Annotated in this window: 13 protein-coding genes and 1 riboswitch; of the genes, 4 read left to right on the top strand and 9 right to left on the bottom strand. The window is 50.3% G+C overall.

Annotated features, from left to right (window positions below):
• Positions 1-66 precede the first annotated feature (66 nt).
• The 9 genes from KNQ12_RS01210 to KNQ12_RS01170 all read right to left on the bottom strand — a co-directional run bounded on the left by KNQ12_RS01210 (position 67) and on the right by KNQ12_RS01170 (position 10980).
• Complete coding sequence (locus tag KNQ12_RS01210) at positions 67-1098, bottom strand: NAD(P)/FAD-dependent oxidoreductase (RefSeq protein ID WP_214745785.1); 1032 nt, start codon at positions 1096-1098, stop codon at positions 67-69.
• 55 nt (positions 1099-1153) lie between these two features.
• Entirely contained in the window at positions 1154-1876 is a 723-nt protein-coding gene (locus KNQ12_RS01205) for an energy-coupling factor transporter transmembrane component T family protein (RefSeq protein WP_214745782.1), read from the bottom strand.
• Entirely contained in the window at positions 1848-3377 is a 1530-nt protein-coding gene (locus KNQ12_RS01200; RefSeq protein ID WP_251055685.1) for an ABC transporter ATP-binding protein, read from the bottom strand. The genes KNQ12_RS01205 and KNQ12_RS01200 overlap by 29 nt, the downstream gene beginning before the upstream one ends.
• Positions 3374-3946: an ECF transporter S component gene (locus KNQ12_RS01195; protein ID WP_214745778.1), complete on the bottom strand. Its 573-nt coding sequence runs from the start codon at positions 3944-3946 to the stop codon at positions 3374-3376. Before KNQ12_RS01195 ends, KNQ12_RS01200 begins: the two co-directional genes overlap by 4 nt.
• Before the next feature lie 100 nt (positions 3947-4046).
• A riboswitch (TPP riboswitch) is annotated at positions 4047-4146 on the bottom strand.
• Between the two features lie 95 nt (positions 4147-4241).
• Positions 4242-4919: a 50S ribosomal protein L25/general stress protein Ctc gene (locus KNQ12_RS01190; RefSeq protein ID WP_023468341.1), complete on the bottom strand. Its 678-nt coding sequence runs from the start codon at positions 4917-4919 to the stop codon at positions 4242-4244.
• 290 nt (positions 4920-5209) lie between these two features.
• A complete protein-coding gene (locus KNQ12_RS01185) occupies positions 5210-6760 on the bottom strand; it encodes a GNAT family N-acetyltransferase (RefSeq protein ID WP_214745773.1) in 1551 nt (516 codons plus the stop codon).
• Between the two features lie 12 nt (positions 6761-6772).
• On the bottom strand, positions 6773-7303 hold the full coding sequence (locus KNQ12_RS01180) for a glycerol-3-phosphate acyltransferase (RefSeq protein WP_214745769.1): 531 nt from the start codon (positions 7301-7303) through the stop codon (positions 6773-6775).
• Positions 7300-9909, bottom strand: a complete 2610-nt coding sequence (locus tag KNQ12_RS01175; protein ID WP_214745765.1) for a DEAD/DEAH box helicase — start codon at positions 9907-9909, stop codon at positions 7300-7302. The genes KNQ12_RS01180 and KNQ12_RS01175 overlap by 4 nt, the downstream gene beginning before the upstream one ends.
• Positions 9910-9939: 30 nt before the next feature.
• A complete protein-coding gene (locus KNQ12_RS01170; protein WP_214745762.1) occupies positions 9940-10980 on the bottom strand; it encodes a tyrosine-type recombinase/integrase in 1041 nt (346 codons plus the stop codon).
• A gap of 429 nt (positions 10981-11409) precedes the next feature.
• Here KNQ12_RS01170 and KNQ12_RS01165 point away from each other — a divergent pair, with 429 nt between their 5' ends.
• The 4 genes from KNQ12_RS01165 (at position 11410) to KNQ12_RS01150 (ending at position 17128) form a co-directional block, all read left to right on the top strand.
• A complete protein-coding gene (locus KNQ12_RS01165; RefSeq protein WP_023468336.1) occupies positions 11410-11811 on the top strand; it encodes a CoA-binding protein in 402 nt (133 codons plus the stop codon).
• 178 nt (positions 11812-11989) lie between these two features.
• The gene (gene parE / locus KNQ12_RS01160; RefSeq protein WP_023468335.1) at positions 11990-13960 is read left to right on the top strand and encodes a DNA topoisomerase IV subunit B; all 1971 of its coding nucleotides are present in this window, start codon (positions 11990-11992) and stop codon (positions 13958-13960) included.
• Positions 13953-16358 (top strand): DNA topoisomerase IV subunit A, encoded by a 2406-nt coding sequence (gene parC, locus KNQ12_RS01155; protein ID WP_214745759.1) that lies wholly within the window; start codon positions 13953-13955, stop codon positions 16356-16358. Before parE ends, parC begins: the two co-directional genes overlap by 8 nt.
• A 299-nt stretch (positions 16359-16657) precedes the next feature.
• Positions 16658-17128, top strand: a complete 471-nt coding sequence (locus KNQ12_RS01150; protein ID WP_231681758.1) for an NUDIX domain-containing protein — start codon at positions 16658-16660, stop codon at positions 17126-17128.
• Positions 17129-17334: the final 206 nt, after the last annotated feature.

The following is a 17334-nucleotide window of genomic DNA, read 5'->3' as shown; positions in this document are numbered from 1 at the left end:
AAGCCATGGACACCCATCCATGGCTTGTTTTTGTGTACAGGAAAAAGCGTGCGCCGGCGCACGCTTTTATGGGCGATACTTCCGCATGAACCGTTGATCGATCCAGCGCTTCAGGTACCAACCGAACGGGTGAGTCGAATACTGATTGCCATACATTGAAATCGCATGCCGTGGTCCCATCGATAAAATCGTCAAATAGTTCGTTTGCGGACGATAGGTTTGCAATGCCTCTTCCTGGACGTACCGTAAGAGGTTTGCCAGTAAGATCGGTGCTTGTCGGACAGCTGTGACACCATTCTTCGGAATATCGGGATAAGCGACGAGGGTCGCCGCGTCACCCGCAGCAAACAGACTTGGATCATCGAGCGCTTGCAGCTGTTCGTTGACGAGTAGAAATCCGTCTTCCGTATAGAGCTTGCTGTCCGCAAACAATGCCGGAGCTTTCGCACCCGTCAAGCGGATGATGGCATCTGGCTCGATTGGTGGGTGATGTGAAAAGCGGAGAGGAGACGCCTCGTTCAGTGGCCGTTCTCGAATCCAATGAACATCGAGTTCTTGTAAGCGTCGTTTAATGGCTTCCGCTGCGGGGTGTCCTGAAAGCAACTCGGGATCCGTGATCAGTGTAATCGGCACATCCGCCACTTTCAAGGACGCCGCCATCTCGACGGCCGCTGCACCACTTCCAATCAAGACTGGACGCTTTGCTTGTTGCAGACGCTTTAATGTATCCGGTAACCGGTAGTTCGGTTTGATCGATAATCGTGTCGTATCTTCCGACCAATCGAACGAGCCGATATTCGTCGAGACGACGTCATAAGTATAGTGTCTGCCGGATGCACCGAAGACGACTTTTTCAACGGGGTCGATTTTGATGACGGTCTCCTCGATGAATTGTTTATCATAGGCGCGACATAAGACGGCGACGTCGATACGGATCTCATCAATGTCGTATGTTCCGTCAGCAAGTCCGGAGTACATGCCCGAGTAATATTGGTACGTCGAGGCGTTTAAAATCAGCCACTCGACGTCTTCTGTTGGTCCATTGGTAATGCAATGCAGATGAGCGTGCCCTGCACCAATCAAGAGGATTCGTTTCATGTCGTTCTCCTTCAATCTGTCTTGCTAGAATGTACCCGGATACGGGTGGCGGTAATCATAGACAAAAGACAAGACTGATAAACAGGAGGATGACCACGAGGTAGATAATATCCTGGCGCTGAACGACTGGCACTTCATAATATGTCCGTTCCACTGAAAAATGACGGGCTTCGAAAGCGATTGCCATCCGTTCTGCCCGCTGGATCGATCGCGAGAAGAGCGGTAAGCCGATTGATAGGAACGCATCACCAGGAAAGCGACTGTGCACGTTCCGAATCATTCGGACTCGCCGTAAGACGCGGACTTCTTCGACCAGTTGTGGCAGAAAGCGGATCCCGGCAAGGAACCCATACGCGAAGCGAGGCGACACCTTTGCCTGGTGAATTAAGCTCATCACGAACCGGGTCGCATCGGTCGTCGTGACGAAAGCGAAACTTAAGCAGACGAACGTTGCCATCCGTAAGGCAAGTAACCAGCCGTGCATGACACTTTCCGACGTGACATGAAACCAACCAAACGACCATAGAGGATTCGTTCCTTTGCCGAAGGCTGCCATCATCCAGAACGTCAATAAGAATAATAGACTGTAAGGTGCGAGTCGTTTCAAGAAATCGCGAGGACCCCACCCGGAGAGGAGTAGCAGAGCGATAGCAAAACTCAGGAACACCAACGTCTTGACCCAGTCGTTCGTTGCAATCAAGGCAAACATGATCAAAACCAATCCGCTCCCCTTAATGACAGGATTGAGTTTAGCGAACGGTGACGCGTTTGTCTGCATTGCGCTTCACCTCCTGGAATTGGTACGAAAGTGGACGTTGTAGCTGACAGCGTTCGAGTAACGGAACGTCAGCGAATAACTCGCTCGGACGCCCGTCAAAAGCAATCCGCCCTTGCTCCATGACGAGGACACGATCCGCGTATCGGGCGACGAGTTCCATATCGTGTGTTGCCATGACGAGTGTCGTTCCGTTTTGTTGTTCCGTCAACAACTGTTCCATGAGCCGCCGCGTCGTCAATCCATCCTGTCCGAACGTCGGTTCATCGAGCAACAACACATCCTTTGACTGCCCGAGCATCGTCGCGACGCTGAGCCTTCGTTGTTGCCCCGTACTAAGCGCAAGCGGTGACTGCTGTTTGACAGATGCGAGTTCCAGCCGTTCGAGCAACGCTGTGCGCTCATCACTCGTCGCTGCCCGGTGACTCCAGTCGATTTCCGCTTCGACTGTCAGTTTGAGAAACTGCAGATCCGGTTGTTGAAAGACATAACCAACATGCTCATAAAAGCGTCGCCGGGAGTAACGCTGAGCCGGACGTTCCTGGAACCGATATGTTCCTTGATGCGAGAGCAACCGCCCGAGTGTTGCAAGCAACGTACTTTTCCCGGATCCGTTTGCCCCGAGCAGCATCACCCATTCTCCCGTCTTCAGGGAAAATGTCGCATCGGTCAGCGGGTAAGGTGCTTTCGTCGATAATGCAGCGACGTGTAACAAGGCAGTGCCTGCTGTAGCGACTGGAGGAAGCACGTGAAGTCGCGCTGCTTGTGGTCCATCTATGGGTAACGTCTCTAACGTGTACGGATACAAAGAGGGAACAGCGATCCCTTTCGATTGAAGCTCTTTATACCCCTGCGGGAACAAATCCTGCGGATGCGCCGTTGCAGTCACCGATCCGTCTTCAAGTAAGATGATCTGATCGACATACGGCAAACAGACATCGAGTTGGTGCTCGATCAAGACGATCGTTAAATCATGTTCTTTCTGAATCCGAAAGATCAACGCCATCAGCTCGTGTTGCCCGATCGGGTCAATCTGAGCCGTTGGTTCATCTAGTAATAAAATCGTCGGCTCAAGTGCCAGGACCGCGGCGAGCGCGAGGCGTTGTTTCATCCCCCCGGATAGACTCGCGATTGGTGTCGAGAAGGGGAGAGGGAGACCAACGAGTGCGAGTAAGCGTTCAATGCGTTCCTCCATCTCTTCGCGTGGAATCGACCGGTTTTCTAAACTAAAAGCGATTTCGCGTCCGATCGTTTCCATGCAGAACTGTTCTTCTGGATTTTGAAATAAGACTCCGACCGAACCGGACCGGGTAACTGTACCAGTCTGTTCGACTTCGATCGTCTCCGGTGTCAGTCCGGCTAGGGCATGAAGCAGTGTCGTCTTGCCACTCCCACTGCGTCCGAGCAGAAGGGTCGTTCCGTGTTCGATCGTCAGCGATACATGATTGAGCACCGATTTCATCTGACCGGGATAGCGGATGCTGAGATCGTCGACAGTAATCATGCGACTTCCCGTTTCGCACGTCCTGCCGCAAACCCGTTCAAGACACCGGTCGCAACAAGGCGACGGATGAGAATCGCTGCAAGCAAGCCGCCGAGTAATGCACCACTAATCATTTGTAAACCTGTTGTCGCAAGCAACGTCGTCGTCGTGTAGTAACCGAATCCGTTCGCGATCAGACTATAGACGATGCTACCAATTGCGGCTCCAACACCCGATAACATCAATGTCCAGGTGTCATAACGGCGATAACGCGTCATCGCGAAGACGAGTTCCGCACCAAGTCCTTGGCAGACCCCGATCAGTAGAGCCGATAAGCCAAAGTGACTACCCGTGAACAGCTCGACGGCTGCCGCGACGATTTCCGCGATGAGGGCAGCACCTGGTTTTTGAATGATTGCTGCGACGAGCGGGCTCGCGATGATCCAGATCCCAAACATCCAGTTGGCACCGACTGGTCCGAAGATTGCAGATATCGGTAACCAGAGTGTTGACCAACCGAGATAGATGACGCCGCAAGCGACGGCGAGCATCATCATGACCATGATTTCTTTCATTTTCCAGTGTTGCATCGTGTTCGTCCTCCTTTAAGTGGGGGAGACACCAAAAAAGACCGCCCTCCGTAAAAAAGAGAGCGGTCCTCAGAAAAACTGCGCGCAGCAGGAGTCATTGGATGTGATCGCTCCACTTTCCTACGCTAGTATGAACTAGATCAGGTTCGAAGGGTCCGAAGTGAATCGTCTCAGCCAAATGGGCTCCCCTAGTGGATATGGTAATAGATGATACGCTGTTCACTTTAGGCAATCTTCTGTCTATTGTCAAGACACAAAAAAACGATACGCCACGAAAGGCGTATCGTTAAACGACTTATTTGTTGTCTTCGTTCTCTTCTTTTGCTTCTTCTGAAGACTCTTCCGTAGCTTCCGCTTCGTTGTCTTCGCCAGCTTCCGCTTGTGCCTCAGCTTCTGCTTCTTCGATTTCCTCAAGCTCTTGTTCAAGCGTTGATTCGACGACAGCTGCGACTTGAATGTCGCCTTCTGTGACGATACGGAAATCTTTTTGTTCCGGAAGATCAGCTACAGAGATCGAATCGCCGATTTCGAGGTTTGTGACGTCGACTTCGACGTTCTCTGGTAATTTATCTGGTGTTGCTGCGACTGTTACTTTAAAGAGTGTCTGTGACAGGAATCCACCGACTTTAGCACCAGCTGCTTCGCCGACGAGTACGACGTCTGCTTCGACTTCTGTCTCTTCATCCATTTTAACGGCGATGAATTCAACGTGATCGACAGTTGGTGTGAATACATCCATATCACGACGGTTGATTAAGACGTTAATATTTTTACCGTCGAGTTTCAGTGAAATCAAGACGTTCTCACCGTTTTCTCGAACGATTTTAAGCAATTCTTTTTCTTCAAATGCGATTGGTGTACTTTCCACTTTGTAACCATACACGACACCAAGAGCTTTTCCTTCATGACGTAATTGTTTACGGAGTGAGCGTGGACGTACCTCGCGTTTTTCGGCTGTTAATTTAACTGACATGTTCATTTCCCCCTTGAATTTGGTATAGCCCTCAAAAGGTAATGAATGTAGGAGCAGGACAAGTCCTGAACAATTTAAATATGCTAAGACAATCGGTTCCAGACTCGCATTGAATCTGACGCTTTCGTGACTTTGCATTTCTCTCCCAGGTCATTACGCTGATATTGAGAAACATGTGTGAGTAAGTCACCGTTTGATGCGGTGCTAGTGAGTTTATACCCCTATGTTTTAAATCCTTAAACCTCTATTTTTTATTTTTTAAAGTCGAAAGACCTCCAAACCGCTTGAAATCAAGGGTTAAGAGGTCTTTCATTTTTCTCATTTTTTATGGTGATGCGTTGGTTTTCACGGACTAATACTCGGATGAGACGTTCGATGTGCCGCATCGTCGTGTGTCCCATCGTTGAGATTTGGAGCCATTGATTATGGACGAGATAGTCGCTTTCATATTGAACATGATAGCCCTGGATCCGGAGAGCGTCTCCTAAAGCGGTTGCCGACGGATGGACGATCGTCAGAATTCCCGGCGCTTGTGCTTCTTGAGTCGCAAGCAGGTTGAAACCAGTCGCTCGAACGGCCTGTTCGAGATAGGTCATCTTGATGGCGGCTTGATCGAGATCAAGGGCATCGAGCGCTGCCTGACAAGCAAGCAACAAGTTCGATGAGCCGGAAAAGGCGACGCCTTCCGCATAGAGTCCTAGATCCAGATAACGTGGAATATGTGGAGAAGGTAAGACGCGATCTATGTGACCGATGAACGCAAGACCCGGTAAACCACCAATTGCTTTTCCGGAGACGGTCGTGACGAATCTGCAGCCGTCATACGAGAAACGCCCGGTTCCGACGGCGCTGATCGCATCGACGATGAGTGCGGTTCGTTGTTCTAACAGCGCTTTTACCGCATCGAGATCGTAGAGGACGCCCGTTGACGTCTCACAGTGCGTCAACCAGATCCAGTCGTATTCCGTTTGATGCAGTTGACTCGCGAGTTGTTCCAAGTCTATCGGGTGACCGGGTGGAAGCGAGTGGACATCAAAGGACTTCCCAGCTCGTGCCGCGTGATCAATCAAGCGTTGACCGAACTCACCACCGTTTAGGATCAACCCATGTCCACTCAGTTGTTGTGCGACGATATCGTTGGCGAGGGTGCCACTGCCGACAGCCATCGAGACATGTGGTAAATCCAGCAACTGACACATCCGACCACGTAAATCTTGATCGAGCTGTCGCATCGAAGACGTCCGATGCGGGCGCGGTGCTTGTTGCGCCGCTTGGCGGACTGTTGGTGCAACCTCGACCGGACCGGCTAGAAAATGCAGAGGACGTAAAACGTCCGCGATGACGGATCGTTCGTATGTTGCGCGTGACAACAACATCGGTACGAACTGGGCATCGCCACTACCGAGCGTTGCTGAGATTGGGGTGAAGCCGAACCGCGCATATAGTTTAGCTTCCCGTGTCGTACCACTGATATAGACATGATCAATCGTTTCCCGCTCCAAGTAGACCATCAAAAAGCGCATCAATTGCATGAACGTACGACTATTGCGGTATTCGGGACGAACGCTGAGTAAACGGATTTCCGCTGGGTCCGTCAGTGTCTCATCTAACGTCACGCCCTTTTCTTCAAGCGAAAAAGGACGATGCTTTCGAATAGCAATCATCGCGACGAGTCGATCGTCTTCCTTGCCGATCAGATAGGTATTTTGATCATGAAACCGGTCAATCCGTTTCCGTTCGGTGTTCGGTTGATGTTGCGGAATCTCTTCCGTGAAGGTGAGGTAGTTCAGTTCATGGATTGCTTCCGCGTCCGAAGCGGTGGCAATGGAAAAGTCGATCATGAGACGTCCTCCTTATGTAATGACTGGCTTGTGAAGTGCATCATGAGCCCACAGGACAAGTAGACTTACGGCAACGGCACACAAGATATTGATGGGTCCCGCGTCAAAGTAGACAGGGAGTAACGGGAGCAGAACAACCGGAATCAGCCCCGCTTTGACGCTATCTTTCGTTACGAGATAAGACAGACCGAGTATGCCTAGTCCGACAAGATATGCCCACGGCGTGATGGCGAAGACGATGCCGGAAAATACGGCATATCCTTTACCGCCACGTCGCGGATGAAACAATGGAAACAAGTGGCCGATGAGCACGGCAAGAGCAACGGGATAAAATGCATCTGTGATCTGTAGTGCAAGAACGGTCTTCGCGGCATCAAACAGATACACGAATAAAAAGGCCGGGAGCCCACCGGCACGATGGGCGTTGCGGGCACCGATGTTTCCGGAACCGACCTGAGCCAAATCGGTACGACTGACGTACTTCCAGAGCGTACCGCCAAGAATACTGCCGATAAGGTAACCAAGCAGGAGATCAAGGGTCACCGATGTTCCTCCTTTGTTTCTACGAGATGAACGAGTTCTTTGACGGTCAAGGCATCACTGTCTGGAGCCGTCAGGACGGCATCGACCATCTGGGCTTTTCGATCTTGTAATTCCGTCATCTTTTCTTCGATTGTCCCGCGTGTCAGCAATTTGATGACCGTCACGTCGGATTGTTGTCCAAGCCGGTGGGCACGATCGGCAGCTTGCTGTTCGACGGCCGGATTCCACCAGCTGTCAAAGAGGATGACGGTATCAGCAGTTGCGAGATTCAATCCCGTCCCACCCGCTTTCAGGGAAATCAAGAAGAGATCGACTTCACCGTCATTGAACCGATCGCATAACGCCACCCGGTCTTCGAGTGGTGTCTCACCCGTCAACAGGAAGTGAGGGAGGTGACGTTGCGCGAGATCCGAGCGAATGCGCTCGAGCATTTGTGTATACTGCGAGAAAATCAAGATCCGCTTTCCGGCGGCCCGTTTTTCGGCAATCAATGAGAGCAGACGCGTTCGTTTTGTCGCTTCTCCCGTGTATCCCTCAACGAATAACTCCGGATCGTTGCAAATTTGCCGCAACCGCGTTAACCCAGCCAGTAACTTCAAACGATCTTCGCGTTTCGTCTCGTCTAAGTGCTGCAGCGTCTCGAGTTGCAATTTGGCAAGATACGACGCATATAACCGTTTTTGGTTAGGACCGAGCTCGACATAATGATGCTCGATCTGTTTCTTCGGTAAATCCTGTAAGACATCTTGTTTCTCACGCCGTAATAAGAACGGTTGGATGAACTGTTGCATGTCATCAAATGACCATTTCTCAAACGTCGCTAAATCCGGCAGTAATTCTGGAAACAAGACATGGAAAATCGACCAGATATCACGCGGACGATTCTCAAGTGGTGTGCCCGTTAAGGCGAACCGTCGTTTTGCTTGCAGATGTCGCAGTTGACTGACCGTTTGTGACTGCGGATTCTTCAAGTGCTGTGCTTCATCAAAGAAAACGACGTCATATACGGGGTGGCGACGGACGTCGGTCCGAAGCGTCGTGTAGGAGACGATCGTCACTGTGTTTTCAGCCAAGTACTCCAGTTCGGAAAGTCGGCTAGTTTGAGATCCCGTCACGACATGAACCGGTCGACCGGGTAAAAAGCGCTTCAATTCCGCCTCCCAGTTGCGGAGCAGTGATGCTGGTGCGACGATCAGTGCACGACTATCCGAAATCGTTGCTATATAACCAATCGCTTGAATTGTCTTTCCAAGCCCCATCTCATCGGCCAAGATGCCGTGACATCGGTGCGCGTCCAAATTCTTTAGAAATTGAATGCCCGTCCGTTGATACGGATAGAGTTGTGACTCTAATGAATTCGGCAAGTCGAGCCAGAATCCTTGTCCGGATTTCAATTCGAACCATTTCTCGAGCAAATCGGCATGGAGATGCAGGATGGAGGCACCGATCAGATGCTTCATGTTCCGGACGGCAGGTAAGACGAGTCGCCCGTCGCGTAAGTCGCGTTCACTCGCTTCCATCTGGGCGAGAACCCGTTGCAACTGCTGAAAGGCCCGTGCCTCTAAAGATACGAACTGTCCGGATTTCAAGCGGTGATAGCGTTTTTGTAAGATGAGCGACTTTAGGACACGTTTCAGTTCGTCTTCCGGAATTCCGTCCATCGAAAAGTTAAACACAAGCCAGTCGAGGCGGTCTGTCACGTCGACTTCGATCCGCGGATGAAAGGGTCCTTTTGGTAACGTCGTTCGGATCGCTTGCGTTGCAAATAACTCCAGTTGACCGAGCGCAACTCGTTCGTCAAGCAGACTCCGCAAAAAAGCATACTGCGCGGCGTCAGTGGTGATGACATAGTGCGAATTCGATGGTGTTGCTTGGAATTCACGTAAATAGCGTAAGACACTTTGCTCCGTTACTTGATCCCGTCCAGCATAAATCGTCTCGTCGAGCGGATTCAGCTGAATCCCTTGATAATCAAACGACACACGGACTTCGACTTCCCGAGCCGTTCGGTCAAGATGCAACTTGACGATTGGCGTTCCGGAGACGATTCGTTCCTGTAAATCAGGACTGAACGAAACATCTGCGACCCGCTGCAAATACTCCGTCTGTTCAAGCAACCGATCGAAGTAGGGTAGGGACAGTTGATGCTGTTGATTGTCCGTCAATCGTTTAAGCGTCACGACGGGTCCGGTCAGTTCGAAATGAATCGCTACCCGACGATCCGGTGTGAGACTGCGTAAATAATGGCGCGCGCCGGCGTCATCGACTTGAATCGCCGTGAAGGGACGGATTTGCGGCGATAACGGCGTCGGTGTACCGTGCGCCTGTACATGATGCATCGCCAGTAAAACGGCGACGATATGTCCGCAAAATGACGTATCCATCGCAAGTGATGGACAATTACAGCCGGCGTCGACACCGTGCGCCTTGACGCGAACCGTCACCGTGAATCGTTCCTCACCGTCGACACTCGCTTCGATCAGCTCGTCACCCATCCGGTAATTGTGCAACGTGACCTTGCGGGCGGCGACATACTTCTTTCCCCGTTGAAATGCATAGGCATCAGACATTTGTTTGATTTTGCGTTCACTGAGCCCATAATTCATGCTATTCCTCCTTTAGTTTACATAATATTATTATCGTTCACCATCGAATAAATCGACGGCGCGTTTTTTCTCGGAATCACCGATATGGGCATAGACTTGTGTTGTTGCGACGGATTCGTGACCGAGTAGCTGCTGGATCGTCAGGACGTCGACCCCACCGGTCGCAAGCCGTGTCGCAAACGTATGCCGCAATTTATGCGGTGTAATTTTTTTGCGCTCTAAAAAGGGCAGGACCGGCTTCAATCGTTCCGTATGCCGCTGCAAAATATGCTGGACTGCCCGTGGGCTGAGTGGTTTCCCGTGTTTTTGGAAGACAGGCACGGCGCCGCTCGTTGGCATCTGATAATGAATCGCATATTTTCGTAAGGCGATTCGGGCTGGTTTTGCGAGCGGAATCAGTCGCTCTTTGTTGCCTTTTCCGATGACACGGAGCGTGTTTTCATGGAAATCGACATCGTTCCAGACGAGTTGAGTCATCTCACTTAAACGCATCCCGCTATAGCCGAGTAGTTGGAATAACGTCACGTCACGGACGCGGTCCCGTTCATAATGCGACGCTTCCCGGGCATTCATCTCGACGTTTGACGGTAACAACTGAATCAATTCGTCCCACTCGCGTTTCGTCAGGTAAATCGGTTCCCGTTTCGCTTGTTTCGGTCGATTGACTTTGGCGACCGGGTTTTCCGACAACTGACCGGTATCGACCAAATAACGAAACAGTGACTGTAACGCTGATAACTTCCGGTTGATGACGCTCGGTGCATTTTGTTTCGTTAAGGCAAGGTATTCAGCGTAGGCTTCGATTCCTGCTGCATCAATCTCGACAAATGCTTCAAGCGGAATATCTCGCGCTGTTACCTCTTCACCTGACGCCGCAGCGACGAATTGGAAGAACGCTTCATAGTCATAGACGTACCGACGCATCGTTGCTAATGAGAAATGTTTGGCTGCTAACTGATCTAAATAGGACTGAATGAAGCGTGGCATCCGCTCATAACCGGGAATCGCTGGTGCTGTAGCCGAAACGGTCGTTTTATGTATTGTTTTTCCTAGGTTTTTAAATAAACTCATCCGACAATCACCCCTCTAGTAGTAGTATACCAAACGTTGATACGTCAGACACTTGTTTGCGTGAAATAGTTATTTCACGCAACGTTAAATTGTCAGACAGGGAGCGCTCAGTTGCATCGACAACGCACCAGACGGGTCGTTGATCAACTCGATGCACGTGAGAATTCAACCTATTTTTATCGTTTTTGAGCTACGACATTCTTTTTAATAACAATAATAGTATTATGTCACCTAAATCATCAAAAAAGAATGAATATTCAATTTCGCTCTCAGTTGCATCGAGAAGTGGTTCGACGGGTCATTGGTCGACTCATTTGATTTCAAGACGATTTATGAAAAACGTCGAAAACGTGCTCGATTTCGCATACTTCATCTTGGTTCGGGTATAAAGTGTTAGGTAAGAGTTATTTTCATAAGGGGGAGTTCTAAATGATTACTGATCAACAAGCACGTCAGTATTTGAAGGATGCTAAACGCATTGCCGTCGTCGGTGTCTCGAGTGATTCCGGAAAGACCGCAAACTGGATTGCGGACTACTTAGTCCAACATGGATACGAAGTCATTCCGGTCAATCCGACGTTAAACGAGTGGAACGGTCAAAAAGTCTATCCGAGCGTCGCAAGCATTCCAGGACACATCGATATAGTCGACGTCTTCCGTCGGTCTGAGTTTTTAGCGGATGTCGCCAAAGATGCTGTTGCTCACGGTGACGTCGGGATGATTTGGAATCAGCTTGGTCTCTCGAGTGTCGAAGCAGAAAGTCTTGCACTCGGTGCTGGTATTCCATATATTGAGAATCGTTGCATCAAAATCGAGCATCAATATCTGTGAGTCATCGCACGATTTCAGGCATCTTCACCCGTTCGTGAAGGTGTCTTTTTTCATGCGCTTTACAGGTTATGCTTGTCAGGAAGCAAGAAGATGCCTACAATTAGAGACAGACTACTTGAAATAACGAACGAACGTTTGTAAAAACGACGTCGTAATTTCGAATTTTGAGGTGAAATGAATGGCGACAGACTTAAATAACTACAATGATGATGCCATACAGGTGCTCGAAGGACTCGAAGCAGTCCGGAAGCGCCCAGGTATGTATATCGGTTCAACCGATCACCGTGGACTTCACCATCTCGTCTACGAGATCGTCGATAACGCAATCGATGAGGCACTTGCAGGATTCGGGGAACAAATTGACGTCACGATTCATAAAGATAATGCAATCACTGTCCGTGACCATGGACGTGGAATGCCAACGGGGATGCATGCATCGGGAAAGCCGACTGCTGAAGTCATCTTCACAGTCCTTCACGCTGGCGGTAAGTTCGGTCAAGGTGGATATAAGACGTCCGGTGGCTTACACGGCGTCGGGGCGTCGGTCGTTAACGCCTTATCAACGGATTTGAAAGTAACGATCTTCCGTGACGGGAAACAATATGAGCAAACGTTTGAAAACGGTGGGATGCCGAAGACGACGTTGCTTGAAACGGGTACGACGCGTCAAAAAGGAACGAGCGTTTACTTTAAACCAGATGGCTCGATCTTCAGTACGTTGACATACAACTACGATACGCTCGCAGAACGCTTACGCGAATCCGCTTTCTTGCTGAAAGGTCTGAAGATTACGCTGACGGACGAACGGTCCGATAAACAAGATATCTTCCAGTACCAAGACGGTGTCAGCGAATTCGTCCAGTACTTGAATGATGATAAAGATACGCTTCATCCGACGGTCGCGTTCGAAGGCACGGAAAACGAGATCGAAGTCGATATCGCCTTCCAGTTCACGGATGCGTACTCGGAAAACGTCCTGTCGTTCGTCAACAACGTCCGGACACGCGACGGTGGAACACACGAAGTTGGTGCGAAGACGGCGATGACACGGGTCATGAATGAATATGCCCGAAAGAACACGCTCTTGAAGGAAAAGGATAAGAACCTTGACGGAAATGATATCCGCGAAGGGTTGACGATGATCGTCTCGATCCGAATTCCGGAAGAATTCCTTCAGTTCGAAGGACAAACGAAGTCGAAACTCGGTTCACCGGAAGCGCGGACGAGCTGTGACGCTGTCATCAGTCGTCGTCTCTCGACGTACTTGGAAGAGAACCCGCAAACGGCGACGCTGTTGATCAAAAAAGCGATCCGCGCAGCGCAAGCGCGTGAAGCAGCACGTAAAGCCCGCGAAGAAGCACGAAATGGGAAAAAGAAGAAACGTTCGAGCATCTTGAACGGAAAACTGACACCTGCTGCTTCGAAAAACGCGGACAAGAATGAATTGTTCCTCGTCGAGGGTGATTCTGCCGGTGGTTCTGCGAAACAAGGACGAAACCGGACGTTCCAAGCGATTCTTCCACTCCGTGGTAAGGTCTTGAACACGGAAAAAGCGAAACTCGCTGACATCATGAAAAATGAAGAGATCAATACGATCATTCATGCGATTGGTGGCGGTGTCGGAGCCGATTTTGACTTGTCGGATTGTAATTTCGACAAAGTCATCATCATGACGGATGCCGATACCGATGGCGCACATATCCAAGTCTTGCTATTGACGTTCTTCTTCCGCTACATGCGTCCGTTGATCGACGCTGGGAAGGTCTTCGTTGCCTTACCACCGCTCTATCGTGTCTCAAAAGGAAAAGGCAAATCGGAGAAATTTGAATACGTCTGGGACGAAGAGACACTCAAGAAAACGACGAAGAAATTCGGTAAAGGTTATATGATCCAGCGTTACAAAGGACTTGGGGAGATGAATGCACCACAGCTCTGGGAAACAACGATGGATCCCGAGACACGGACATTGATTCGGGTCACGATCGACGATGCTGCTGTTGCGGAAAAACGTGTCTCGGTCTTAATGGGCGATAACGTTGGTCACCGCCGGACGTGGATCGAGGACAATGTCGCCTTCGGTCTCGCGGAAGACCTCTCGATCATCGAGAATGAGCACGTGACGAAAGAGAGTGTGAACGAACATGTCTAATCTACAAAACATCCTGAACCTGTCGCTCGAGCAAGTCGTCGGCGACCGGTTTGGTCGTTATTCGAAATATATCATCCAAGATCGTGCCTTACCGGATGCCCGGGATGGTCTGAAACCGGTTCAACGCCGAATCTTGTATGCGATGCATACGGAAGGCAACCTGTTCGACCGGGCTTACCGGAAATCAGCGAAGACGGTCGGTGTCGTCATCGGTAACTATCACCCGCACGGTGATTCATCGGTCTATGAAGCAATGGTCCGCTTGAGCCAAGAGTGGAAACTCCGTTACCCGCTGATCGATATGCAAGGGAACAACGGGTCAATCGACGGTGATAGCGCGGCAGCAATGCGGTATACGGAAGCCCGTCTGTCGAAAGTTTCGAGTCTGATTCTCGACGGGATCAACAAACAAACCGTCGATTACACGCTGAACTTCGATGATACGACGGAAGAACCGCTCGTCTTACCGTCGCTCCTGCCGAACTTGTTGATGAACGGTTCGACGGGGATTTCCGCTGGTTACGCAACCGAGATTCCACCGCACCACGCGGGAGAAGTCCTAGATGCTGCGATTGGTCGGATTTCCGGTACGGTCCAGAACGTCGATGACTTGTTGACGCACATGCAAGGTCCTGATTTCCCGACTGGTGGTGTCGTCCAAGGGCTTGACGGCATCAAGAAGGCGTTCGAGACAGGACGCGGGAAAGTCATCATCCGCTCGCGCTCAACGATTGAGACACTGCGGGCTGGTCGTCAGCAAATCGTCATCACGGAGCTCCCGTATGAGGTCAATAAAGCGAATCTCGTTAAACGGATGGAAGAACTCCGTCTTGATAAAAAGGTCGAAGGTGTCGCTGAAGTCCGTGATGAGACCGACCGCGACGGCTTACGGGTCGTCATCGAGTTGAAGAAGGAAGCGGACGCAGAAGGTGTCTTACACTTCTACCTCAAACAGACTGACTTACAAATTGCCTATAACTACAACATGGTCGCGATCCATGAACGGACACCGCGGCAAATGGGCGTCTTGACACTACTTGATGCGTATCTTGCACACGTCAAGGAAGTCGTCATCCGCCGGACAGCGTTTGATCTCGAACAAGCGAAACGCCGTCAGGAAGTCGTTTCTGCCTTAATGACAGCGATCTCTGTCCTCGATGAGACACTTGCCTTGATCCGATCTGCGTCGAACAAAGCAGATGCGAAGGAGAAGCTGATCACGCGCTTCAACTTTACGGATCGCCAAGCGGAAGCCGTCGTTATGCTCCAGCTGTACCGGTTAACGAATACCGATATCGTCGAGTTACAGGAAGAAGCTGCGAAACTCGAGAAGGAAATCGCTCGTCTTGAGAAGATCCTTAACGATGAAAAGACACGGAATCGTCTGATCATCAAGGAATTGACAGTCTTGAAGGAACAAGTCGCGGACAAACGTCGCTCGACGATCGAAGCGGAAGTTGAAGAACTGAAGCTGAAGACGGAAGTCATGATTGCTGTCGAAGAAACGATGGTCTTCCTGTCGAAAAACGGTTACGTCAAACGTTCGTCGCTCCGTTCATTCGGTGCTTCGAACGACTTGCCGGACTTGAAGGAACAGGATCGTCCGTTGCTCCAAGGGCAAGCGATGACGACCGACCACTTGATCGTCTGGACCGTTCGCGGGAATTACTTGCTGATTCCGGTCCATCAATTGCCGGATACGAAGTGGAAAGATGGCGGTCAACACGTCGCGAACCTCGTTCCACTCGAACCGGGTGACCGGGTTCTCTCAGCGGATCTCGTCCGCTCGTTCGACGAAGCACAGCATTGCTTGTTCGTGACTCGTCAAGGGATGGTCAAGCGTTCGAAACTGAGTGACTACAACGCCCAGCGGAAGTCAAAACCACTTCAAGGTGTCCGTTTGAAGGCAGACGACGAAGTTTTGTATGCTCAGGTCTCAACAGGTCAATCGGAACTGTTCCTTGCGACACAGAACGGTTTCGGTCTCTGGTTCACGGAAGACGACGTTCCTGTCGTCGGTGTCCGGGCTGCCGGTGTTAAAGCGATCAACCTGAAGGATCAAGATGTCGTCGCGGGTGCAATTGGCTTCAAGGAAGCACCACAGATCGTCCTCTTGACGCAACGGGGTGCCTTGAAGAAGATGCGTCTCGCGGATCAGTTCCAAGTCTCGAGCCGTGCGCTCCGCGGCTTACAGTTGCTCCGTGACTTGAAATCGAAACCACACCAAGTCGCTGCATTGATCGACGTCACACAAGCGAAAGAATTGGTCCTCAGCGGAAAAGAACAGGAAAAAACGATCCAAATCGGTTCGTTATCGTTCCTCGACCGCTTATCGAACGGTTCATTTGCCTACGATGAAGAGAAATTCGGTCCCTTACTCGACTGGTATACACGATAAGACGAGGCTCCTCCGGATAACGGGGGAGCTTTTTTAGATCTAGCGGGGCAGGAGAGGGGGAATTTTGAGACGAATGCTCGGAATTTTGAGATTTATCGCTATAAATATCGTTTACAAATTGAAACACTGACCAATAACGGCTACAATAGAAGAAATAGTCAGGTCACGATTCGTCACGAACAAGCGTCGGGTCACGCGTCTCCGCAGCTTTGCTTATAGCGTCAATTGATCAAGCAGCTACGGGACCGTCCCTTTAGCTGCTTGTTGTGCAATCTGCCGACCTTGGAGAGGTGATGAAGATGAAATTCAGACGTCGCGAAAAAGTAGCAATCTATATCACTCGGGAAAAACCTAACGGATGGGAACTACTTGTTTTTCATCCACAATCGGCTCCTGAGAGTGATTGGCAGATCCCCGCAGGTACGATCGAAGATGCTGAAATCGCAAAAGAAGCGGCTGTCCGTGAGACGCTTGAGGAAAGTGGTCTCTCGTTAGCATCCGTCCAGTACATCGGCGAAGAAGAGATGCGCTATCCGGAGCGAATGCGGGTGCATTACACGTATTTCTACCATGCGCACATCGAATGCCAAGAGAACCGCTGGACGCATTGTGTGGCTGGTGACGGTCAGGATTGCGGTGATTTCTTTGATTTCGCGTGGTTGCCACTTGATCGGATCACGCAACTTGAACGCCGCCATCATATATTCCTGGATCGTTTGATTCATCGATTGGAACGGACACGTCCGTATGATTGTCGAAAACACGGTTAATTCCGTGTTTTTTTGTTTTGTCTCACTATCTTAAGTTTACCCTGATTATGAGACAAAATCTTATAACTATTGATAATATATGTTATGTTAACTTGAATAAAAAAATGATTTTCTGGTCAGATTCATTCATCCCCCCTGTCATCTAAAAATCGGTCTATCGTCCTGTTGGTCTTCTTCTTCATTCTTTGTTACTCTAATAACAGTAA

Source organism: Exiguobacterium sp. s11 (assembly GCF_018619015.1).
In the GTDB taxonomy this organism is placed as follows: domain Bacteria; phylum Bacillota; class Bacilli; order Exiguobacteriales; family Exiguobacteriaceae; genus Exiguobacterium_A; species Exiguobacterium_A indicum.
This window is presented reverse-complemented; position numbering and strand designations above follow the sequence as displayed.

Bases quoted from the DNA above. Each gene is read 5' to 3' on its own strand.
- KNQ12_RS01205 (WP_214745782.1), bottom strand. From the start codon at position 1,876: ATGCAGACAAACGCGTCACCGTTCGCTAAACTCAATCCTGTCATTAAG.
- KNQ12_RS01195 (WP_214745778.1), bottom strand. From the start codon at position 3,946: ATGCAACACTGGAAAATGAAAGAAATCATGGTCATGATGATGCTCGCC.
- KNQ12_RS01210 (WP_214745785.1), bottom strand. From the start codon at position 1,098: ATGAAACGAATCCTCTTGATTGGTGCAGGGCACGCTCATCTGCATTGC.
- KNQ12_RS01175 (WP_214745765.1), bottom strand. From the start codon at position 9,909: ATGAATTATGGGCTCAGTGAACGCAAAATCAAACAAATGTCTGATGCC.
- KNQ12_RS01190 (WP_023468341.1), bottom strand. From the start codon at position 4,919: ATGTCAGTTAAATTAACAGCCGAAAAACGCGAGGTACGTCCACGCTCA.
- KNQ12_RS01170 (WP_214745762.1), bottom strand. From the start codon at position 10,980: ATGAGTTTATTTAAAAACCTAGGAAAAACAATACATAAAACGACCGTT.
- KNQ12_RS01165 (WP_023468336.1), top strand. From the start codon at position 11,410: ATGATTACTGATCAACAAGCACGTCAGTATTTGAAGGATGCTAAACGC.
- parC (WP_214745759.1), top strand. From the start codon at position 13,953: ATGTCTAATCTACAAAACATCCTGAACCTGTCGCTCGAGCAAGTCGTC.
- parE (WP_023468335.1), top strand. From the start codon at position 11,990: ATGGCGACAGACTTAAATAACTACAATGATGATGCCATACAGGTGCTC.
- KNQ12_RS01185 (WP_214745773.1), bottom strand. From the start codon at position 6,760: ATGATCGACTTTTCCATTGCCACCGCTTCGGACGCGGAAGCAATCCAT.
- KNQ12_RS01150 (WP_231681758.1), top strand. From the start codon at position 16,658: ATGAAATTCAGACGTCGCGAAAAAGTAGCAATCTATATCACTCGGGAA.
- KNQ12_RS01200 (WP_251055685.1), bottom strand. From the start codon at position 3,377: ATGATTACTGTCGACGATCTCAGCATCCGCTATCCCGGTCAGATGAAA.